We start from the raw sequence: 23,338 nt of genomic DNA on the forward strand, positions 1-23,338 counted from the left end.
CCTAGACACCTGACCGAATGGATGAAAAAGAGACTGCCCGGTCACGTAGAAAAGGCTTCGAAAAAGTAGTTGACGACCTAACGGTTCCGCGCTATTTATTTAAAAAAATATTTCAATATTTATTTTGAAATGATTTTTGAAATGCCTAAGAGCGAATAAAATAATGAAAAAAACGCCTTTTATCGCATGGTTGATTTCAAGTGGCTTTCAGTGCCGCCTGAATCTGTTGTCTGCCCCTTTTGCTTCGCTCTCCCTCCCTGCCGCGCAGTGCGCCCGGAGGCTGCCATGAATCAGACCCTGGCAGCCCCGCACGTCTGGACCGACGGTAAGCGCCACCTGTGGTGGCTCGGCATCATGCCTTTGGCAACCCCGCTATTGTCCGGCGCGCTGGCCATCACCACCGGTGTACAAGAACTGTGGTGGGTGGGTGTGCTGGTGATTTTCGGCCTGATTCCGCTGATTGACGGCCTGCTCGGCGAAGACGTCAGCAACCCGCCGGAATCTGCGGTCAGCGGCCTTGAATCGCAGAAGTACTACCGCTGGATCGTCTACACCGGCGTGTTGCTTGTTATCTCCTCCCTGGTGATTACCGGTTGGCTGGCTGTCAGCGGCATCGACTGGATGATCAACGGTGGGCTGCTGCAACTCACGGCGTCCATGGACCCATCGAGCTGGATGGCGCAAACCGCCAGCTTCCTGACTGCCCGGGTGCAACTGCACGGTGATGTCAGTTGGTTCACCTACCTGGGCATGGCCATGTCCACCGGCGCCGCCACCGGCATCGCGATCAACACTGCCCATGAACTGGGGCACAAGCCGCGCCTGCTGGAGATCGTGCTGGCCAAGATCACCCTGGCGCCAACCTTCTACGGGCACTTCTATACCGAACACAACCGTGGCCATCACGTACGCGTCGCCACCCCGGAAGACCCGGCCAGCTCCCGGCTGGGGGAGAGCTTCTGGGCGTTCCTGCCGCGCTCGGTGTGGTTCAGCGCGCGCTCGGCCTGGAACCTGGAACGCGAACGCCTGCGCAAGCTCGGCCTGCCGGCCTGGCACTGGAAGAACGGCGTGCTCAGCGCCTGGATGTACAGCGTGGTGTTGTGGGGCGCAATGATCGCCTGGCTGGGTGTGGCCGTGATTCCCTTTTTGGTGATACAGGGCATCTACGGCTTCTCGTTGCTGGAAGTAGTGAACTATGTCGAACACTACGGCCTTAAACGCCAGAAGTTGCCCAATGGTCGTTATGAGCGGTGTTCGCCGCGCCACTCCTGGAACAGTAACCGTATTGTCACCAATATCTTTCTGTTCCAGTTGCAGCGCCACTCCGATCACCATGCCAACCCGACCCGCAGTTATCAGTCGCTGCGCCACTTTGATGAATCGCCGCAACTGCCCTACGGCTACGCCAGCATGATTGTCTGGGCCTACATCCCTTACTTGTGGCGCCGGCGCATGGATCATCGGGTACTGCGGCACTACTCGGGGGATGTCACCCTGGCCAATATCCAGCCATCCAAACGCTTGAAGATACTGGAGAAGTACGGCAAGACCAGCACCTTCTAATGTGAATCAACTGTTGTAAGGCGCACTCGGGATCTGTGTGTCGCGCAGGGTTTCATCGCCCACGGTTTACCGGTTTCGAGTGCTGCTTAGTTGCAAGAAAGTTGTTTGACCCTAACAAAAATAAAATCAAGGGAAGGACGTACACCATGCAAAAATCTGCCAAGTTCACTACGCATATCGTGCTCGCCGCACTGGGCCTTATCGCCTATCACCAGGCCCAGGCGGCACGCATCGAACCCGCCGGCAGCGCCTTCACTGCCCAGGGCCCCATCAGCTTTTCCAAGGGCGCGCTGATCAGCGCCGATTGCACCATCAAAGTGGCCGGCAAGGTTGCGGCCGATGGTTCGCAAGTCAATGTCGACAAGGTCGAATTCGACGGCGGCCTCAAGTGCAGCCGCGTCGAAGCCATCAACTTGCCGTGGATCCTGGTGGCCAAGGACACCACCAGCGGCTCTATGTCGAAGATCAGCGTCGACGTGCACGCCTTTGGCCTGGGCGGCAAGTGCGGCCCATCCACCGCCGAAGGCACCTGGGATAACGCCACCGGCAAGTTGGAGGCGGCCAATGTGCCGATTGGCGAAGACTGCAAGATCAAGAGCGTGTCGATCAAGATGCCGCCGACTTTCAAAGTCGTCGAGTAATCACCCGAAGTTGTAGCGGTAATTGCATTGAAATTTGGCTGGAAAGGGAAGTTCTGCTGTTTCTCCGTGACCTCTCGATCATGGCCATTACCCCGGCGAAATGACTCGCCATACATGTGAGGAAAAATAATGAAAAGTTTCAAAACCCTCGTTTGTGTAAGTTCGTTTGCTCTGTGCTTTGGCGCGGCTTCGATGGCCAGTGCGGCATCTTTTAGTCCAGTTGGAGCGACGTTCGTTACAGGGGCTACTGGGAGTATTGAGGTTAAGTCTCCTTCTTCGTTCCAGAACTCGGTGACCTGTAAGGCTGTTTTCGAAGGCAAGGTCCGTGCAGATGGCAAGGCGGATATCACCAAGGTCACCATCTCTCAAGGCACCAGTTCTTTGTGCGATCTGCCTCAGATCACCGGATTGCCTTGGTTGCTGGAGCCTCTCACCGCGACGACTGGCAAGGCTCACAACGTTGGCTACAAGATCGTCACTCCGGGCTTCCCGCCGCCAACCAACTGTGGCCCTTCCTCCATTGACGTGCTGTTGTCATCGACTCCGGCACCGTCGCCAAGCATCACATTGACTGCGAATAATCAACCGCTGTCTGGTAGTTGCACCGTCGTGAAGCTGAATGTTGGTGCTACCGGGGTCACTATCGTTCCTTGATGCAGGAACTGCTCCAAAAGGGCTGATCACCCAGAAAAAGGCAGGCGCCTCGTTAGAGGCGCCTGTTGAAGCAAGTCCGACCGGTTTGACCGGTCGAGACGGATAAAAACAATAAGGAGTGGGGCATGAATAATAAGAAACAACAGGCGCAAGCGTTTCTCGGCCTGGCATTGTTGAGTGGGCTGATGGCGACTGCAGGCTCGGTCCAGGCAGGCGGCTTCATGACTCCTACCGCTAACACTGCTGGTTGGGGCCGGGCATTCGGTGGTGGTTCGATGTTCAAGAACGACCCTTCAGCGGCCTACAACAACCCTGCTGCAATGGCCTTTATTGACAAGACCATCTCGCAGTTCACCATCAACTACGCAAATATCGATATCAAATACAAAGGATCGGCCTACGACTATTCTGGCCGTCCGATGTCCGACACGACCCTTGACGAAAACTACAGTCCGATTTACCACGATCGTACCGGTAACGGTGGTCAGGCGGGTTTCGAGGCTTGGGTGCCTACGGGTTTTATGGTGATCCCGATCAATGACCGTTTTGCCTTTGGTCTGAGCCAGGTGGTGCCGATGGGTGCCCGCACCACGTACGACCAGGATTGGAAAGGCCGCGACTTTGCGGTGGACACTCGCATCGAAACCGTGGGCCTTACCGGCTCGCTGTCGTTCAAGGTCAATGATGAGTTTTCCATCGGTGGCGGTGCGATTCTCCAGCACACCAAAGGTTTTGTGAGTCAGAACGTCGACCTCTATGCCGCTGCTGCGCAGTCGCCGGACTTTGGGATGATTCCGTTCCCGGCCGGCCAAGGTTTCGCCTTGATGCGTGTCAAGGTTGACAATAACTCCCTGGGTTGGTTTGCGGGGATGACCTGGAAGCCCACGGCGCAAGACACCCTGGGTTTGAACTACCACGCCAAGATCAAGAACAAGCTGGAGGGCAAATACAATATGCACGCCGATCCAGGGTCGGTAGCACTGATGACCACTCCGATGGTCGATGGTAAAACCCTGGTTGAGATGGCTTACCCTGGGCTGCAGTTGTTTCCCGGCGGCGCCAAGGCCTCCACGCAACTGGACATTCCTGCCAACGCGTCCCTGGACTGGGTGCACGACTTCTCTGACCGCCTGACCCTGGGCGCCAGCGTGACCTGGACCCAATGGTCGTCCTTCGAGGCGCTGACCTTGAAGTCCAATGGCAGCACCATCGTGTCGATCCCGTACAAGTACAAGAACACCTGGATGTATTCCTTCGGTGGCGACTACAAGCTCACGGATGATTTTACCGTGCGCGCCGGTGTGGCCTTCGACCAGACCCCAACCCGCAACTCCACCCGTGACCCACGCATCCCGGATGGTGATCGCACCTTCGCCTCCCTGGGCTTTGGCTACAACATCCGCGCCATTCCTGGCCTGAGCATCGACGGCGCGTATTCCCGCCAGTTTGTCGAAACCGTCAAGCTCAAGACCAAGAACGTTGATCGGCTTGGCGCAGGTTCGCTGGATGGCAAATCCGAGGCCAAGGGTGAAGTGGTCAGCCTGTCGGCCACGTACGCCTTTTAACGTGTCTGCGTAGTACCGAGGTAAACCCACAGTCAGCGCATCTTTCTGTGGGGTTTACCTCAGGGTGCACCAATGGGGCGCCCACGCGACCCCTGGTGATTTCCTTGCATTTCGACATTTCGGCTGACGCGTTCGGCCATGAATTTTTTCGCGAACCGATTAAATAAAAATTTCAAAACAAAATTTGAATTTAGCTTTTCAAGTTTGTAGTGTGGTGATCAGTCGCAGGCCATACCGGCTTGCTGACCTGCATGCCGTGCCCTGAATAAGTTGCCCTGAATAAGTAGAGGTATCTCCATGGTTATCTGGTTACTGGCGGGACTCGCTGCGGCGACTGCCCTGGCGTATCGACAAGCGGCAGCCACTTTGTGGCTGGGGGCTGGCCTGGTCTGGTTGGCCGGTGGCTATCTGTTCAATGGGGTCGCAGGGTTTGGCCTGAGCGTTGCGGCGCTGCTGGTGGTGTTGCCGGCGCTGCTGCTGAGCATCAAGCCCCTGCGCCGGGCGCTGTTGACCAGCAAGGCCCTGGGCCTGTTTCGCACGATCATGCCGGCCATGTCCGACACTGAGCGCGCCGCTATCGAGTCCGGCACCGTGTGGTGGGATGCTGAGTTGTTCAGCGGCAAACCCAACTGGCAGCGCCTGCTGCAAGCCGCGCCGGCACGCTTGAGCGCCGAAGAGCAGGCGTTCCTCGACAACGAAGTGGAAACCCTCTGCGACATGGCCAACGACTGGGAAACCACCCAGGTCTGGCAGGACCTGTCGCCCGAAGGCTGGCAGTACACCAAGGACGCCGGTTTCCTCGGCATGATTATTCCCAAGCAATATGGCGGCAAGGGCTTCTCCCACTATGCCCATTCGCAGGTGGTGATGAAGCTGTCGACCCGTTGCTCGGCGGCGGCGATTTCGGTGATGGTTCCCAACTCCCTGGGCCCCGCCGAACTGTTGCTGCATTACGGCACCGATGCCCAGCGCAATTACTACCTGCCGCGCCTGGCCCGTGGCGAAGACATTCCGTGCTTTGCCTTGACCAGCCCCTATGCCGGCTCCGACGCCGGGGCCATTCCCGACTTGGGCATCGTCTGCAAGGGCATGCATGAAGGCCAGGAAGTGCTGGGTTTCAGCGTGACCTGGGACAAGCGCTATATCACCCTCGGCCCCATCGCCACGGTGCTGGGCCTGGCCTTTCGCGCCGAAGACCCGGACGGGCTGCTGGGCCAGCCCGGCTCGCTGGGTATCACCTGCGCGTTGATCCCTACATCCCATCCCGGGGTGAACAGTGGCCGCCGCCATTGGCCCCTCAATGCGGTATTCCAGAACGGCCCGACCACCGGCAAAGACGTGTTTATCCCCCTGGAGTGGGTGATCGGCGGCCGTGAGCAAGTGGGCAACGGCTGGCGCATGTTGATGGAATGCCTGGCGGCCGGGCGGGCGATTTCCCTGCCATCGGCCAACGTCGGCCTGGGCAAGGTGGCGGTACGCGGCACCACGGCCTATGCGGCGATGCGCAAGCAGTTCGGCCTGCCGATCGGCAAGTTCGAAGGGGTGCAGGCACCATTGGCGCGCATGGCCGGGCACTTGTATGCCTGCGATGCAGTGCGCAAGGTATCGGTGGCGTCGTTGGATGCTGGCGAGAAACCTTCGGTGATTTCGGCGATTGCCAAATACCACGTCACCGAGCGTGCGCGAATCATCGTCAACGATGGCATGGACATCGTCGCCGGCAAGGGCATCTGCATGGGGCCCAACAACTTCCTGGCCCGTGCCTATCAGCAAAGCCCTATCGCGATCACCGTGGAAGGGGCAAACATCATGACCCGCTGCCTGATCATCTATGGCCAGGGCTTGATCCGTTGCCATCCTTACGTGTTCCGTGAGATGGAAGCGGCACGCAACACCGATCATCGCCAGGCGTTGCTGGCGTTCGACAGCGCCATGTTCGGTCACCTGAGCTTTGTGCTGGCCAATACCGTACGGGCGGCAGTGCATTCCCTGACAGGCGGGCGCCTGATTGCCGTGCCGGCCAAGACCGACCCGGCGCTGGCGCCTTACTACCGCCAGGCCAATCGGCTGTCGGTGGTGCTGGCGTTGATTTCCGATATCTCCATGGGCGTGCTGGGCGGTGCGCTCAAGCGCAAAGAAAGCATCACCGGGCGCCTGGGCGATATTCTGTCCCAACTCTACATCCTGTCCTGCGTGCTCAAGCGCTTTGAGGATGATGGCCGGCCCCAGGCCGATCTGCCGCTGGTGCATTGGTCGGCCCAGGACGCACTGTTGCGGGCCCATGAGGCCCTGGCCGAGGTGCTCGACAATTACCCCTCCAAGCCCGCTGCGGCAGTGATTCGTGGCTTGAGCTTCCCGTTTGGCATTCCCCAGCGCAAACCATCAGATCGCTTGCTGGCCCAGGTGGCCGAACTGGTGCAGACCCCCGGCGAAAGCCGCGACCGCTTACTGGCCAATTCCTACATCCCACGTCCGGAAATCGACAAGTTGGCCTACGGCGAATTGGCGTTCCGCCTGTTGCCCCAGGTGGAGTTGATCGAAGGGCGGCTCAAGGCGGCGGTCAAGCAAGGCACCCTCGAACCGATGCCGATCAGCACCACCGCCTTCACCGCCTGGCGCATCAAGGCCCGCGCCCTGGACCTGATCAGCGCCGATGAAGACGCCTTGCTGGCGCGCTATGTGGAGTACGCCGACCACGGCATCCAGGTGGATGACTTCCCGCAGGACTTTGGCTTGCTGGAGGCATTGCAAAAGCGCCAGCAAACCTTGGAACAAGCAGCCAAGCCCAGCACCAGAAAGCGTGAAAACGCCCCGGTGAACTAAACACCAACACGCGCCCTGTAGGAGCTGGCTTGCCTGCTCCCACAGGAGATTGGGTTTGCAGGTCAGGAAAACGGATCGATTTATGAGCGACAGCTATCTCTCTTTTGTTAATTCCCCCTGGGGCCGTCGCCTGGCCCAGACCATTGGCCTGCCACAGCCCTTGCCCCTGCAGCGCCACCGCAGCGGCCAACAGGGCTTGGCCAACCCGGTGATCATCGCCGGGGCTGGGCGCCTGGCGGAGGAAGTGCGGCGCATCTTCAAGGCCACCGACACCGTGCCGGCCCAGGCCGCCACGCTCAAGGCGCCGTCCACGGTCAAAGTCCAGGGCGCGGTGTTCGACGCCAGCGCCGTGGTCGACCTCAAGCAACTGGACGAACTCTACGAGTTCTTCCACGCCAACGCCCGGCGCCTGGGGCAACACGCACGGGTGGTGGTGCTGGGCACCGCGCCCGAACACTGCCAGGACTTGCCCCAGGCGATCGCCCAGCGCGCCCTGGAGGGTTTGGTGCGGTCCCTGGCCAAGGAACTGCGCCGGGCGATCACCGTGCAGTTGATCTATGTCGTGCCGGGGGCCGAGCAGGCCCTGGAAAGCAGCCTGCGGTTCTTCCTGTCGCGGCGTTCGGCCTACGTCTCGGGGCAGGTGGTGCGCCTGGAACAAGCGGTGGATACCGCGCCTGCCATCAACTGGGACAAACCCTTGAGCGGCCGCCGCGCCCTGGTCACCGGCGCCTCCCGCGGCATCGGCCTGGCCATCGCCCAGGTCCTGGCCCGTGATGGCGCGCAGGTGGTCTGCGTGGATGTGCCGCAAGCGTTGTCATCCCTGGAGCAGGCGGCCAGCAGTGTCGACGGCCACGCCTGGGCGCTGGATATCACCGCCGCCGATGCGGTGCAGCAGTTGCAGGCTTATGTCGCCGAGCACGGCGCATTTGATGTGGTGGTGCACAACGCCGGGATCACCCGCGACAAGACCATCGCCAAGATGACCGAAGCGGCCTGGCGCAGTGTGCTGGCGGTCAACCTCCAGGCACCGTTGCACTTGAGTGACGCCTTGCTGCAAGGGCAGGGGCTCAATGCCGGTGGGCGGATTGTCTGTGTGTCGTCGATCTCCGGGATCGCTGGCAACCTGGGGCAAAGCAACTACGCCACGTCCAAGGCCGGGGTGATTGGCCTGGTGCAGGGCCTGGCACCGGTGGCGGCGGCGCGGCAGGTCACGGTCAATGCCGTGGCACCGGGTTTTATCGAGACCCAGATGACCGCGAAAATCCCGCTGATGATTCGCGAAGCGGGGCGGCGCATGAACTCCCTGTCCCAGGGCGGGCAACCCATCGACGTCGCCGAAACCATCGCCTGGCTGGCGCACCCGGCCTCGGGCGGGGTCAACGGCCAAGTGGTGCGGGTGTGCGGCCAAAGCCTGTTGGGAGCCTGAACATGGACTACGTGACGCAGATTATCGACCCGCCACCGTCGCGCAATCGCCTGCTGCTCGACGGCCTGCTGGCGCTGCGCAAGCCTACGCTTGAAGGCGTGCCGAGCTTGCCCAAGGAGCGCCTGGTGCGCTCGGCGGTGCCATTGTGCGCCAATGAGATGGCCGCCTATGGCCGGGCCTGTGGCTTTCGGCGTGAGCAGGGCGTGCCGCTGTCCTATCCCCATGTGCTGGCGTTCCCCTTGCACTTGATGCTGCTGACGCGCCCGAGCTTCCCGTACCCGGCCAGCGGCATGGTGCATCTGGCCAATCGCATTCGTCAGCATCGGCGCCTGCAGGAAGGCCAGGCCCTGCGCCTGGAGGTGTTTGCCGAACGCTGGGTGGCCCATGCCAAAGGCCAGGCGTTGAGCATCGCCACCCATGCCTACAGCGCTGGCGAGTTGGTGTGGCAAAGCGACAGCCTGTACCTGCGCCGGGATGTGGCCAATCCGGTGGGCGAGCCTTGGGGCGACAGCCTGGCCTTGCCCGAAGAAGCCTTGCGGCGCACTCAACGCTGGGTGCTGCCGGCGGATCTGGGGCGACGTTTTGCCAAGGTGTCGGGGGATTTCAACCCGATCCACACCTCGCTGATCGGTGCGCGCCTGTTCGGCTTTCGCCGGGCCATCGCCCATGGCATGTGGACCTTGGGCCGCGCCCTGGCCGCGCAACAACCTCCAGGCGGGCTGGACGTGGCCGAGGCCCATTGCGAGTTCAAGCTGCCGATCTTCCTGCCCGGCCAGGTCGCCCTGTGGAATGCCCCGGCAGACGGCCCCCACCGTGCATTCGAGGTGCGCAACCCGGCCGGCGACAAACCCCATATGCGCGGCCTGTTTATCTGGCATCCACGTTTTGATGAGAGTCGTCCATGAGTGACTACAGCTTCAGCCCCGCCCCGACGCGCCGGGTGGCGATTGTCGGCGGCAACCGCATTCCGTTTGCCCGTTCCAACACGGTGTATGCCCACGACAGCAACCAGGATTTGCTGGTGGCCGCGCTGCAAGGCCTGGTGGACCGCTACAACCTCCACGGCCTGCGCCTGGGCGAGTTCGCCGCCGGTGCGGTGATCAAGCACTCGCGGGATTTCAACCTGGCCCGCGAGTCGCTGTTGTCCACCACCCTGTCTGCCGAGACCCCGGCCTACGACCTGCAACAAGCCTGCGGCACCGGCCTGGAAGCGGCGTTGCTGGTGGCCAATAAAATCGCCCTCGGCCAGATTGAAGTGGGGGTTGCCGGGGGCGCCGACACGACCTCCGACGCGCCCATCGGCATCAACGAATCCCTGCGTCGTACGCTGCTGGCGGCGAACCGCGCCAAGGGCACGGGCAACAAATTGCGCAGCCTGTTGCAGGTGCGCCCGTCGATGTTTTTCAAGCCGCTGCTGCCGCGCAATGGCGAGCCGCGTACTGGCTTGTCCATGGGCGAGCACTGCGAAGAAATGGCCAAGCGCTGGCAGATCAAACGCCTGGCCCAGGACGAATTGACCCTCAGCAGTCACCAGCGCCTCGACGCGGCGTATAAAAACGGCTTTTTCGACGACCTGATCAGCCCCTATCGCGGCCTGGCCCGCGACAACAACCTGCGCGCCGATGCCAGCCTGGAGAAGCTCGCCAGCCTGGCCCCAGCCTACGACCGGCAGAACGGCACCCTCACGGCCGGTAACTCCACCCCCCTGACCGATGGCGCCTCGGTGGTGCTGCTGGCCAGTGAGGAATGGGCCGCCGCCCGCGGCCTGCCGGTGTTGGCGTACCTGCGCACCGGTGAGACCGCCGCGGTGAATTTCGTCGACGGCAGCGAAGGCCTGCTGATGGCGCCAGCCTATGCGGTGCCCCGCATGCTGGCGCGTGAGGGCCTGAGCTTTGCCGACTTTGATTTCTTCGAGATTCACGAAGCCTTCGCCGCCCAGGTGCTGTGCACCCTCAAGGCCTGGGAAGACCCTGATTACTGCCGTGAGCGCCTGGGACTGGATGCGCCGCTGGGCCCCATCGACCGCGACAAAATGAACGTCAACGGCGGCTCCCTGGGCTGCGGTCATCCATTCGCCGCCACCGGTGGTCGTCAGCTGGCGGCGCTGGCCAAGGCCATCCACCAGCGTGGTGGCGGGCGCGGGCTGATTTCCATCTGTGCCGCCGGCGGCCTGGGCATTACCGCCATCGTTGAAAAGTAGCCGTACAAAAACAACAACAAGGAGACTGCCATGAACGCTGTGAGCCAGGAACAAACCGAACGGATCTGGTTGAACGCCTACCTGCCCGGGGTGCCCACGGACATTGAGGCCGGCATCGAGGACTACCCGTCGTTGCGCGAGGTCTTCCTGGAGCACCTGCACAAGTACCGTGACCGTGTGGCCTACGTCAGCATCGGCACCGAAATGACCTACGCCACCTGGCAGGCCCAGGGCATTGCCTTTGCCGCCTGGCTGCAGGCCCAGGGTGTGCGCAAGGGCGACCGCGTGGCGTTGATGATGCCTAACTGCCTGCAGTACCCGATCTGCTTGCTGGGCACCATCCTCGCCGGTGCAGTGGTGGTCAACGTCAACCCGTTGTACACCTCCCACGAACTCAAGCACCTGCTCAAGGACAGCGGCGCCGAGACCGTGGTGATCTTCGAAAACTTCGCCCACACCCTGGAAAAAGTCGTGGCCGGCAGCACCGTCAAACGGGTGGTCATTGCCGCTATCGGCGACCTGCTCGGCACCTTCAAGGGCGCGGCGATGAACTTCATCCTGCGTCGCGTGCAAAAGCAGGTGCCGGCCTTCAACCTGCCAGGCGCGGTGCGCTTCAACACCGCCCTCAAGCAGGGCCGGGGCCTGACGCACACGCCGGTGCCGCTGGCGCGCGAGGAACTGGCATTTCTGCAATACACCGGTGGCACCACCGGGGATGCCAAGGGCGTGATGCTCAGCCACCGCAATATCATCGCCAACCTGTTGCAGGCCAAGGCGTGGGTCGGCGATCAACTGGATCAGAACCAGCAAGAAACCAACGTCACCCTGTTGCCGCTCTATCACATCTTTTCCCTGACGGTGAATTGCCTGATGTTCATGTGCCTGGGCGGGCGCAACATCCTGATCGCCAACCCACGGGACGTGAAGCGCGTGCAGATGATCCTGCGCAAGGAGCGCTTCAACGGGATTGCCGGGGTCAACACATTGTTCAACGGCTTGCTGGAGAACGCCGAGTTCCGTGCGCGGGACTTTTCCGACCTGCGCCTGGTGATCGCTGGCGGCATGGCCACCCACACGGCGGTGGCCAAGCGCTGGAAAGAAGTCACTGGCCTGCCGATCATCGAGGGTTACGGCCTGACGGAGTGCTCGCCGGTGGTGAGCATCAGCCCCATCGATATCTCACGCATGCGCGACATGGAATTTACCGGCAGCATCGGCGTGCCATTGCCGTCGACCTGGGTGCGCTTCATCCGCGAGGACGGCGCATTGGCTGACATTGGCGAGCAGGGCGAACTGCAGGTGCGCGGCCCGCAGGTGATGCAGGGCTACTGGCAACGCCCCAAGGAAACCGCCGAGGTGCTGGATGCCGAGGGCTGGCTGTCGACTGGGGATATCGGGGTGATGAATGCACAGGGCTTCATCCGCCTGGTGGATCGCAAGAAGGACATGATCCTCGTGTCGGGCTTCAACGTTTACCCCAATGAGATCGAGGATGTGGTGGCCTTGCACCCGGGCGTGGCGGAAGTGGCGGCGATTGGTGTGGAAGATGGCGTGACCGGGGAGAAGGTGAAAATTGTGGTAGTGCGCCGCGACCCGAACCTGACCCAGGAGCAACTGTTGGCCCATTGCCGGGAGTACCTGACGGGCTACAAGGTGCCCAAGTTTGTCGAGTTCCGCACCGAGGAACTGCCCAAGACCACCGTGGGCAAGGTCCTGCGCCGGGCACTGCGCTAACTGTAGGAGCCGGCTTGCAGGCGATAGCCATAGGCATCTACACAACTTTCAGAAACTGATGATCTTCCCTGTGGCGAGCGGGCTTGCCCCGCGCTGGGCTGCGAAGCAGCCCCAAAACCAGCCGCTGCGGTGTATCTGGTACAACGCATTCGGCTTATTGGGGCTGCTTCGCAGCCCAGCGCGGGGCAAGCCCGCTCGCCACAACTGCGCTATCTGCCTGGATTTAGGTGTTGCGGCAAAGTTGTGTAGATACCGATGCTGCGATAGCGGTACATCGGCCACCCAAGCAGTGACTGAACCAGCGCTTTCGCGGGCAAGTCGCACCGCCGCTCCCACAGGGGGTATGCAGATTCAGACCTGGTTCACGTTGACCCAGCGCTCTTCCCGCGCAGCGAGGCGAATGGCTGTCGCCAGCCGTTCCACTGCCCACGCCTCCTCGAAATCAGTACCCGTCGCGCCTTGCCCAGCCAGTGCCATGATCAACTCCTGCACCTCCAGGGTCTTCAACTCGTTGTACCCCAACTGATGCCCCGCCGCCGGGCTGAACGCGGCATAGCCGGGCAGGGCGGGGCCGGCCAGTAAACGCTGGAAACTGTCTGCGCCAGCCCGGCATACCCGCAGTTCATTCAAGCGCTCCTGGTCGAAGGCCAGCGTGCCTTGGGTGCCACTGATCTCGAAACTCAAATGGTTCTTGTAGCCACGCTTTAGCCAACTGCTGCTGACGGTCCCGCGCGCGCCGTTGGCAAAGCGCAGCAAGGCATGCACCTGGTCGTCGATCTCGATCGGCCGCCTCTCGCTACTGCCAGGGCTGGCAGGTCGTTGACCGTGGACCGTCTGGCTGTCGGCACAAACGTGCGTGATATCGCCCACCAGATACCGCGCCATCGCCAGCAGATGACTACCGAGGTCCGCCAGGGCGCCGCCAGCATGTCCCACTTCACAGCGCCATGACCACGGCGAGGCCGGGTCGGCCATGAAGTCTTCACTGAACTCGCCCTGGAAACTGATGATCTGCCCCAATTCGCCCGCTTCAATCATCTGCCGCGCCAGGACGATCATCGGGTTGTGCTGGTAGTTGTAGCCGACCCGCGTCACCACCCCGGCCTCACGGGCGGCGCAGCGCATGGCGTCGGCCTGTTCCAGGCTCACGGCCAGGGGCTTTTCGCAATACACCGCCTTGCCCGCCGCCAGTGCAGCCATGGCCATGGGGTAGTGCAGGTGATTGGGGGTGGTGATGGCCACCAGGTCCACTTGCGGGTCATCGATCAGTTGTTGCCAGTCGCCATGGGCCTTGGCGAACCCCCAGGCGCTGGCGCAGCGTTGCGCGCGCTCGGTGTCGGCATCGGCCAGGGCCGCCAGCGTCAGGTTGAAGGGCAAATCAAATACCGTACGGGCGTTATTGAACGCCAGTGCGTGGGCACGGCCCATGAAGCCTGTACCGATCAGGCCGATTCCAAGTGCGCGCATGGCGATGGTCCTTTTGATTGTTATTTTCAGGAAGGCAATTAATAGAATAAAAATTCTTAATCATCAATATGTGGAATATAAATATTATCACCATGTAGGAGCGAGCTTGCTCGCGAAGGTCGCCAACGATGACGCGGGGCTCCAGGCCCCCCGAGGTGCCCTGAGGGTTTTCGCGAGCAAGCTCGCTCCTACAGAGAAATGTACGAAGTCATCATTTCGGCGAATGCGGCTATATTCAGCCAGCAGGCAAAAGGCCTTCAGTTAACAAAAGATAACGTAGCGCCGATTGTCAGACGATTCGAAAGCCCGATAGGATGGCCCCTGCTTCCTCAAGGGGCTCTAGATTGCAGGTTTGCGCACTGCGAACACCCTGGAAGGTGTTACGACCTAACAATAATAAATGGGAGAAAGGTCTATGAGTGAGCCTGTCATGGGTGTGGGTTTTTGCCGCCCGCTCGCATCGCGCAAGGTCGCGGTGCTGGCTACAGCGCTCTCGCTGCTGGGGGTTGTCGCGTTGTCGACGGCTGCCCAGGCTGCAACCGAAGCCGCAGAACCTGCGGTATTTGCCATTGAATCGCCAAGGGCCGAAAAAGGCCTGATGATCGACGTCGTGCACGCCGGCAAACGCCTGGTGGCGGTCGGTGATCGCGGGCATATCCTTTATTCCGATGATCAGGGCGCCACCTGGGTGCAAGCCAAGGTGCCGACCCGGCAACTGCTCACGGCCGTGTTTTTTATCGACGAGCAGCACGGTTGGGCGGTGGGGCATGACGCCAAGATCCTCGCCAGCACCGATGCCGGGGCCACCTGGACTGAGCAGTTCAAAGACCTCAGCCGTGAAGCGCCGCTGCTGGACGTACTCTTCAACGACCCCAACCACGGCTTTGCGGTGGGCGCCTACGGTGCGCTGATCGAGACCACCGACGCGGGCAAGACCTGGACCGATGTCAGCGACCGCCTCGACAACGAAGACCAGTACCACCTCAACGCCATCGCCCAGGTCAAGGATGCCGGCCTGTTCATCGTCGGTGAGCAGGGCAGCATGTTCCGCTCCAGCGACGAGGGGCAGACCTGGGAAAAACTCGAAGGCCCCTACGAGGGTTCGCTGTTTGGCGTGATCGGCACCGCGCAGCCCAAGACCCTGCTGGCCTACGGCTTGCGCGGCAACCTGTTCCGCTCCACCGATTTTGGTGACACCTGGATGCCGGTGGAGCTCAAGGCCGCCCGTGGCACCCTGGAATTTGGCCTGTCGGGCGCGACCCTGCTCGACGACGGCACCCTGGTGGTGGTCGGCAACGGTGGCAGCGTGGTGGTCAGCCACGACGATGGCCTGACGTTCAGCGTATTCAACCGCCCGGACCGTATTTCACTGTCGGCGGTGACGGCGGCGGGCAACGGCGACTTGATTCTGGTGGGGCAGGGTGGCGTACGCGTCGCCGAGCCAACTGGCGCCGAACGCAAAAAACAATAAGAAGGCGGGGATAGAATGAGCAGTCATCACAACGATAAAGCGACCTTTCTTGAGCGCCTGATCTTCAACAACCGCCCGGCAGTGATCGTGATCTGCCTGCTGGTGAGCATTTTCCTGTTCTGGCAGGCCACCTTGATCCGGCCTTCCACCAGCTTCGAAAAAATGATCCCGCTGCAGCACCCCTTCATCGAAAAGATGATGGAACACCGCAACGACCTGGCAAACCTGGGCAACACCGTGCGTATCTCGGTGGAAGCCAAGGACGGTGACATCTTCAGCAAGGAGTACATGGAGACCCTGCGCCAGATCAACGACGAGGTGTTCTACATCTCCGGCGTTGACCGCTCCGGCCTCAAGTCCCTGTGGAGCCCCAGCGTGCGCTGGACTGAAGTGACCGAAGAAGGCTTTGCCGGCGGTGAAGTGATCCCGCAGAGCTACAACGGCTCGCCGGAAAGCCTCGACCAGTTGCGCAACAACGTGCTCAAGTCCGGCCAGGTCGGGCGCCTGGTGGCCAACGACTTCAAGTCGAGCATCGTCGATATCCCGTTGCTGGAGTCCTACCCGGACCCGCAGGACCAGGGCAAGTTGCTGGCCTTGGACTACCAGAAGTTTTCCCACGAACTGGAAGACAAGATCCGCACCAAGTTCCAGGAGCAGAACCCCAACGTCCAGATCCATATCGTTGGCTTTGCCAAGAAAGTCGGTGACCTGATCGACGGCCTGATCATGGTGGTGCTGTTCTTCGGTATCGCGTTCGTGATTACCCTGGTGCTGCTGCTGTGGTTCACCAACTGCCTGCGCAGCACGGTCGCGGTGTTGATCACGACGCTGGTGGCCGTGGTCTGGCAACTGGGGTTGATGCACTTCTTCGGGTTCGGCCTGGATCCGTATTCCATGCTGGTGCCGTTCCTGATCTTCGCCATCGGCATTTCCCACGGCGTACAGAAGATCAACGGCATCGCCCTGCAATCCAGCGAGGCCGACAACGCCCTGACAGCGGCGCGGCGCACGTTCCGGCAACTGTTCCTGCCGGGGATGATCGCGATTCTCGCGGATGCGGTGGGCTTCATCACCCTGCTGATCATCGATATCGGCGTGATCCGTGAATTGGCCATCGGCGCTTCCATCGGTGTGGCGGTGATCGTGTTCACCAACCTGATCCTGCTGCCGGTAGCGATTTCCTATGTGGGCATCAGCAAGCGTGCGATCGCCAAGAGCAAGAAAGACGCCAACCGCGACCATCCGTTCTGGCGCCTGTTGTCGAACTTCGCCAGCCCCAAAGTTGCACCCATCTCCATTGCCCTGGCCCTGGTCGCCTTCGGTGGCGGCCTGTGGTACAGCCAGAACCTGAAGATCGGCGACCTTGACCAGGGTGCCCCGGAACTGCGTCCGGACTCGCGCTACAACAAAGACAACAACTTCATCATCAACAACTACTCCACCAGCTCCGATGTGCTGGTGGTGATGGTCAAGACCAAGGCTGAAGGCTGTTCGCGCTACGAAGCCATGGCGCCCATCGACCAGTTGATGTGGAAGATGCAGAACACCGAGGGCGTGCAGTCGGCGATCTCCCTGGTGACCGTGTCCAAGCAGATGATCAAGGGTATGAACGAGGGCAACCTGAAATGGGAAACCCTGTCGCGCAACCCGGATGTGCTGAACAACTCCATCGCCCGTGCAGACGGCCTGTACAACAACAATTGCTCCCTGGCGCCGGTGCTGGTGTTCCTCAACGACCACAAGGCCGAGACCCTCGACCGCGCGGTGCATGCGGTGCAGGAGTTTGCCAAGGAAAACAACAAGGACGGCCTGGAGTTTATCCTCGCCGCGGGTAACGCCGGGATCGAAGCGGCCACCAACGAGGTGATCAAGGAAGCCGAGCTGACCATCCTGATCCTGGTCTACCTGTGCGTGGCGACCATGTGCATGATCACCTTCCGCTCCTGGGCGGCGACCTTGTGCATCGTGCTGCCGCTGGTGCTGACCTCGGTGCTGGGCAACGCGCTGATGGCGTTCATGGGCATCGGCGTCAAGGTCGCGACCTTGCCGGTGGTGGCGCTGGGCGTGGGGATTGGTGTGGACTACGGCATCTATATCTACAGCCGCCTGGAAAGTTTCCTGCGTGCCGGCCTACCGTTGCAGGAAGCCTACTACCAGACGCTCAAGTCCACCGGTAAAGCCGTGTTGTTCACCGGCCTGTGCCTGGCAATCGGCGTGTGCACCTGGATCTTCTCGGCGATCAAGTTCCAGGCTGACATGGGCCTGATGCTGACCTTCATGCTGCTGTGGAACATGTTTGGCGCACTGTGGCTGTTGCCGGCACTGGCGCGGTTCCTGATCAAACCCGAGAAACTCGCGGGCCAGAAGGGTAACTCGTTGTTTGCCCACTGATCAGCAGCCCCGTGGGTCCCATAAACTGTGGCGAGCGGGCTTGCCCCGCGCTGGGCTGCGCAGCAGCCCTAAAACCCAGCGCTACGGTGTATCTGTCATACCGCATTTGACCTACTGGGGCTGCTGCGCAGCCCAGCGCGGGACAAGCCCGCTCGCCACGGCGGCCCTATGCGACCACAAAGCCAGGGTTTATCGCTCGAACGACAGAAACCAACGCTCAGCCAACGCCTTGCCAATCAACCCGCGGGGTATATCTACCACCGCCTGGGTGCCTTGCGCCTTGTCCAGCAGCTCAATGCACAAAAACTGTGGCGAGCGGGCTTGCCCCGCGCTGGGCTGCGCAGCAGCCCTAAAACCCAGCGCTGCGGTGTATCTGTCATACCGCATTTGACCTACTGGGGCTGCTTTGCAGCCCAGCGCGGGGCAAGCCCGCTCGCCACAGCAGCTCTGTGCGACCGCATAGCCAGGGTTTATCGCTCGAACGACAGAAACCAACGCTCAGCCAACGCCTTGCCAATCAACCCGCGGTGTATGTCTACCACCGCCTGGGTGCCTTGCGCCTTGTCCAGCAGCTCAATGCACAAAAACTGTGGCGAGCGGGCTTGCCCCGCGCTGGGCTGCGCAGCAGCCCTAAAACCCAGCGCTGCGGTGTATCTGTCATACCGCATTTGACCTACTGGGGCTGCTTTGCAGCCCAGCGCGGGGCAAGCCCGCTCGCCACGGCGGCCCTATGCGACTGCATAGCCAGGGTTTATCGCTCGAACGACAGAAACCAACGCTCAGCCAACGCCTTGCCAATCAACCCACGGTGTATGTCTACCACCGCCTGGGTGCCTTGCGCTTTGTCCAGCAGGGTGTAGTAGTTTTGCCGGCGTTGCTCGCGGGTTTTCAAGTGCGCGGTGCTGTACTCGGTCTTGGGGGTAGTCGCGGCGGGGTAGTGAAAGTGCGCGTACCACACCGGGTAACCTGCATTGTCGTTGATCGCGTATTCCTGGATGAAGTCCCGTCGCTCACCGCTCAATTGAAGACGCTCGCCCAGTTTCGCCACGCTGACCTGGCCTTGCGTGATCAGGTACTCCAGGTTGCCGTGGTTCGGCGGCAGTTCCAGGCATAATTGGCGGCGCAGCGCCTGGCCTCGGGTGCTCAAGCGCGCTGACGCCAGGTGCAGGTCGCTGGCCAGCTTCTGGTCGGCGGCGATGCGCGCGCTTTCGGCCTGGGCCTGGATCGCCCGGTCCAGCTCGCTGGCCAGTTTGTCGTAGCGCGAAGCCTCGTACTGCAGCACCTCTTCCACCTCTTGCGGATGCCGGGAGATTTTCCGGTAGTCCTCGGCCCGGCGCAGGTGGTCGTCCAGCATTTTCAGTAACTTGCGCGCCTCGCCCTTGACGACGCTGACGGCACGGGTGGTAAGGGCCGGCGCCGGCGGTGGGGCCTCGATAAACTCGACCCATTCGTCGCCACGCTGCGAGTACATGCCCAGCAACTGGTTGCTGACCTCGTCTCGTACCTCCACCACTTCCAGGCTGCCGACGGAGCTGACCTGGCCGATAAACGTGCCTTTTCTCTGGGTTTTTATGACCCTTTTCACCGGCCTTCCGGCGCTGACGGGGGGACGCTTGGGTGGGCGCCTTGCAGGTTGCGCAATGGGTTTGACTTCGTTGGCCAGGCGCTGGGCGGCGTTCTGGTAAAGCGCCTCGATCACCCCGATGAGCTTGCCGGTGTACATCGGGTCGAGCACTTCGGCATCGACAATGTTCAACCCCCGCAGGCCGTCCAATGCGCTGCCGTAGTGCTCCATCAGGCTCTCCAGCACACTCAGGCGATCGCCCGCTGAAAGCTCCAGGCTGTTGAGCTCACCGTGGGTGCGTACATGTTGCTGCAAGGGCGAGACGATACTGTCCAGGGCGTTGAACAACGGGTGGGCAAAGTCCTTGACGATCATGCGCTTCAAACCGCGGATCTGCAGGTCCTTGACGGCCAGGGCGGTGATTTCGTTCGGCCGGCCCTCGGTCAGGCGCTCGTACACGGCAGCGCCACTGGTGCCCAGGCCGAATAATTGCTCCAGCAAACGCTCCTGCAGTTCGAGCCAATGGATGGTGCGCTCGTTGATCTCCAGCAAGTGCACGAGGAACTGCTGATAGCCCGCTTGATCGCGCAGCACCGCCAGCGACAACGCGGGGCCCTCGATGCCAAAACGCTGATAGGTGCGGTACAGCGCCAGCCGATCCTTTTCCGCGATGATCACGTGTTTACGGCTATTTTTGATGGTGTTTTCCAGGAGCACCAGGGTGTCTTTGAGCGGTGGCGAGATGCGCAGCTCCTCCCGTTCCTTGAGGCTATCGAGGATCTGTTGATACTCGGTGGTTTCCTCGTTGAGTGTGGCGTCGAAATGCCGGCGGGCATTGGCCAATTGCACCTCGTTGGGCCGGGGCAGTTGTTCCAGGTTCAGCATGGCCTGCTGCGCCTGGTCCGTGGCGGCGATCAAGGCCCGCTGGCGCAACTGCATGCGCTGATAAGCAGCGGTCAGCGCCTCGATGCGCTGCGCCTTGCGCTGGCGTTCGGCAGCGATGCGTTTGGGCGGCATGCCGCCGCGCAGGCGCAACCGCGTATCGACTGTCCAGGCCCCACGTTCATCGACCCACAGATAAGGGCCGCGCCGCGAGCTGTCGGCAGCATCGACAAGCACCACGCTGGCATCATCCTCCAGGCTGACCCGATACAGGTCGCCATTGACCACGGCGTACCAGCGGTCCTCGACCGTATACAAGCCTTTGTATGGCCCGCTCGATTGCGGCGCCGGCAGTTTGGGAGGCGCGTCAACTTTGAAGGCCTGCAGGCGTGACAGCTGGTTGGGGGTGAGGCGATGACGGGCCTGGGTGAAGCTGAAATCCAGCGCGGCATTGTCGCCGCGTGCCATTTCCCCCGGCAGTCCTACCGTGCCCTGGCGCACCTGCGCTGCAGGCGGCACGGGCCATGCGTCACTTTCACGGCGCCGCAGCGATGTGCTCAGGGCTTGCTGCCTGAGCGTCAGATCGAGGCTTGACCAAGCCTTTGCCGGCGCAAAGTCCAGCAGCAACATCGCGACGTTGAGCAACAGATCGATCGTTGCCTGCTCCTTGGCGCTGGTGTCGCCGCTGACGATGGTCTGGATGGCCTGGGTGAAGCTGGCAGTCATCGTCAGCAACCAACCCACGAGCATCGCCGGGCCGCGCAAGCCTTGCAGCAGGCTGCCGAACAACAGGCTGGCGCCCTCCATCAACACTTGCCAACGGCTCTCACGGTTGGAGGTCGATTCACGTTCGGCCTGGTCGACCAGGGCGCGGCTATGCTCGCTGAACAGGTACTGCATCAGCCGCCCGGTCACCAGGCACTGTTGCAACTCGTCATTGATCCCATCGCTGCCCAGGGTTGCCGGTGGCGGCGTGCGTACCGGAGCGAACTCGCTGCCCAGGCCAAACCGCAGATAGTGGGGCTCGCGGAACCCTCCGTGATCGTAGATCGGTCGCGCACTGTCCGACAGCCACGTCAGCACACTGGCCTGCAATGCGCCGGGCTGCGCCATGGCCTCGAACAGCGCCGCGCGGCTGGGGTATTGCTGCAAGGACGTGGCGTAGAGCGGCCGGTACAGCAACAGCGGGCCTGGGGAAATGTCCTGGTATTCGATCAGGTACATGTTCTCGACTTTGTCTGCTGCCGCATTGGGACTGCGCAGCAGGGCCAGGTGCCGGATCACCACGGGGCGCTGGTCGACGTGCTGGTTGCTGGGGTCGGGCTGCATCAGCGCGGCGACCATGCGTGCGCCTTCTGCGCTGATGCCGAGCTCGTGCTTGAGGCTCAGCTCCAAGGCCAGCAGCGGCAATTGCAGCACCTGATGCTCGCTGAACAGCCGTTCGCGCCGCAGCGCCTCGGGGCTGTCGCTCAGCAGTGCGTCCTTGAGCAGCAGGGGATAGTGCTTGCCAATGTCGACCCGCTCGATCAGGCCATCACTGCCCATCACCGCATCGGTGGTCAGCCAGGCCGGCAGGGTGTGTGCCAGGCGGTGAGTGAGCGCCACCTGGCCGCTGGGGCGTGCGGCGAGGTTGCGGATCGCCAGGTCTGTAAGGCTGATGGGCAGCCGTTCGACAATGCCGGCCCCACCGGGATAGCCCGCGGCGACGGTAAAGGTCAGCATCACCTCATCGGGGTGGGGCAGGGTGGTCAAGGGGGCCTGCGCCTGGGCGGCCACTCGCCGTAACTCACGCTGCAAGGCGTTGACCGTATAGGTGCGCAGGTCGTCGATGCCGCTCAGGTAAGTTTCATCGCCGGCGCGCTGCTGCGCGCTGGCCAGCTCCAGGCTTAATTGCCTATAGCGGTAACGCTCCGAGGGCGTGGCGCGGCGCAAAGGCTCCGGTACGTGCGCGCGCAGGCTGTCCAGGTGGGCGTAGGGGGTTTGGTCGGCATCAAGGAAGTAAAGCGCCGGCTCCGTGAGTTCGGTGTACAGGGTTTGCAGGCTGCGCCAGTCCTTGCCCAGGGGCAGCTTGAGGGCGGCGAGGTGTTCCAGTTGTTGATTGAGCAGCAGGCTGGCCTGATGCTCGAAGATCGAACCCTGCGGCTCGTAGCGGTGGGTGGTGAGGGTCTGCGCCACAAAGCGTGCATCCAGGCGCTGGCTCCAGGCGGTATTGAACTCGCCCATGGAGGCAAAGCACTCGACATGCCCGTTGGGCGCACACAGCAGCACCGGGGCCCGGCCATTGATGGGGCGCGTCAGGAGCAGATACTCCGACAACAGGCGGGTGGTTTGCCCGTTGTGTTCCACCACCGTCTCCAGGCTGTAGGCAATCACCGCCTGCTCACCGTGGCGGGCGATGCGCTGGGCGCGTTCGGGAAAACTCACGAGCTGGTCGAGGGTTTGCCGCGAGGCCGCGTCCAGTCCCGACTGCTTCAGGCCGCTGGTGCGCAGGGTGTTCATCAGCCAATCGCCGAGCCAGCGCCAGCGAGTGACGCCACTGGGGCCACTGGCATTCCAGTCATCGACCAGCGCGTCTTGCAAGGCGATGGGCAGCAGGGCGGGCAGCTCGCGGATCAGCCCTTCGATCACCTGCATGTCGATGTTCTGATTGAGTTCGGGCAGCTTCAAGCGCTTGGGTGGCGTCTGCGAGAGGTAAGGCAACAGCCCGTGACGTTCGCTGAAGTCCAGGTCCGCGCCACGGCCCAAATAGTCCTGAACCACGCTCATCAGTGGCTTGAACTGCCAGCTGCGGCTGGGTTGTGGCTCGGCAAGTTGGATTTGCTGCAGATCAAAGACCAGGTTGGGGTAACGCTCGCTGAGGTTGCGCTGCAACAGTGCCTGGACGGCGGTGGCGAGCGGCTGACGGCTGGCAAATTGCTGGCTGACAGCCTGGGCGGCCAGGGAAACAGGGGGCATGG

At 61.8% G+C, this 23,338-nt stretch carries 13 protein-coding genes; 11 read left to right on the forward strand and 2 right to left on the reverse strand.

Features of this window, described 5'->3' with window-relative positions; translation table 11 throughout:
- Positions 1 to 285: 285 nt before the first annotated feature.
- From GDV60_RS11305 to GDV60_RS11345, 9 genes are all read left to right on the forward strand, one after another.
- Entirely contained in the window at positions 286 to 1,563 is a 1,278-nt protein-coding gene (locus tag GDV60_RS11305) for an alkane 1-monooxygenase (protein ID WP_070995962.1), read from the forward strand.
- 146 nt (positions 1,564 to 1,709) lie between these two features.
- Positions 1,710 to 2,204: an alkane oxidation protein activator PraA gene (gene praA / locus GDV60_RS11310; RefSeq protein ID WP_159907203.1), complete on the forward strand. Its 495-nt coding sequence runs from the start codon at positions 1,710 to 1,712 to the stop codon at positions 2,202 to 2,204.
- 129 nt (positions 2,205 to 2,333) lie between these two features.
- Entirely contained in the window at positions 2,334 to 2,858 is a 525-nt protein-coding gene (gene praB / locus GDV60_RS11315; protein ID WP_092235723.1) for an alkane oxidation protein activator PraB, read from the forward strand.
- A 125-nt stretch (positions 2,859 to 2,983) separates the two neighbouring features.
- A complete protein-coding gene (locus GDV60_RS11320; protein ID WP_092235726.1) occupies positions 2,984 to 4,423 on the forward strand; it encodes an outer membrane protein transport protein in 1,440 nt (479 codons plus the stop codon).
- Between the two features lie 297 nt (positions 4,424 to 4,720).
- The gene (locus GDV60_RS11325; RefSeq protein ID WP_029292868.1) at positions 4,721 to 7,246 is read left to right on the forward strand and encodes an acyl-CoA dehydrogenase; all 2,526 of its coding nucleotides are present in this window, start codon (positions 4,721 to 4,723) and stop codon (positions 7,244 to 7,246) included.
- 82 nt (positions 7,247 to 7,328) lie between these two features.
- Positions 7,329 to 8,672: a 3-oxoacyl-ACP reductase gene (locus GDV60_RS11330; protein ID WP_159907205.1), complete on the forward strand. Its 1,344-nt coding sequence runs from the start codon at positions 7,329 to 7,331 to the stop codon at positions 8,670 to 8,672.
- A gap of 2 nt (positions 8,673 to 8,674) precedes the next feature.
- Positions 8,675 to 9,577, forward strand: coding sequence for a MaoC/PaaZ C-terminal domain-containing protein (locus GDV60_RS11335; RefSeq protein WP_029292860.1), 903 nt, complete (start codon positions 8,675 to 8,677; stop codon positions 9,575 to 9,577).
- Positions 9,574 to 10,872, forward strand: a complete 1,299-nt coding sequence (locus GDV60_RS11340; protein ID WP_159907207.1) for an acetyl-CoA C-acetyltransferase — start codon at positions 9,574 to 9,576, stop codon at positions 10,870 to 10,872. Before GDV60_RS11335 ends, GDV60_RS11340 begins: the two co-directional genes overlap by 4 nt.
- Before the next feature lie 30 nt (positions 10,873 to 10,902).
- The gene (locus tag GDV60_RS11345) at positions 10,903 to 12,606 is read left to right on the forward strand and encodes an AMP-binding protein (protein WP_154907401.1); all 1,704 of its coding nucleotides are present in this window, start codon (positions 10,903 to 10,905) and stop codon (positions 12,604 to 12,606) included.
- Between the two features lie 351 nt (positions 12,607 to 12,957).
- Here GDV60_RS11345 and GDV60_RS11350 read toward each other — a convergent pair whose 3' ends face one another.
- Complete coding sequence (locus GDV60_RS11350) at positions 12,958 to 14,073, reverse strand: Gfo/Idh/MocA family protein (RefSeq protein WP_159907209.1); 1,116 nt, start codon at positions 14,071 to 14,073, stop codon at positions 12,958 to 12,960.
- Positions 14,074 to 14,503: 430 nt separating this feature from the next.
- Here GDV60_RS11350 and GDV60_RS11355 point away from each other — a divergent pair, with 430 nt between their 5' ends.
- Both GDV60_RS11355 and GDV60_RS11360 read left to right on the forward strand, forming a co-directional pair.
- Positions 14,504 to 15,544: a YCF48-related protein gene (locus GDV60_RS11355; protein ID WP_169877999.1), complete on the forward strand. Its 1,041-nt coding sequence runs from the start codon at positions 14,504 to 14,506 to the stop codon at positions 15,542 to 15,544.
- 15 nt (positions 15,545 to 15,559) lie between these two features.
- Entirely contained in the window at positions 15,560 to 17,935 is a 2,376-nt protein-coding gene (locus tag GDV60_RS11360; RefSeq protein ID WP_029292848.1) for an RND family transporter, read from the forward strand.
- A gap of 751 nt (positions 17,936 to 18,686) precedes the next feature.
- On the opposite strand, the gene GDV60_RS11365 is transcribed toward GDV60_RS11360, so the two are convergent.
- Positions 18,687 to 23,336 carry a hypothetical protein gene (locus GDV60_RS11365; protein ID WP_159907213.1) on the reverse strand — a complete coding sequence of 1,550 codons (4,650 nt, stop codon included), beginning with the start codon at positions 23,334 to 23,336 and terminating at the stop codon, positions 18,687 to 18,689.
- Between the last annotated feature and the right edge of the window lie 2 nt (positions 23,337 to 23,338).

The organism is Pseudomonas sp. DTU12.1, assembly GCF_009873475.1.
GTDB classification, from domain to species: Bacteria; Pseudomonadota; Gammaproteobacteria; order Pseudomonadales; family Pseudomonadaceae; genus Aquipseudomonas; species Aquipseudomonas proteolytica.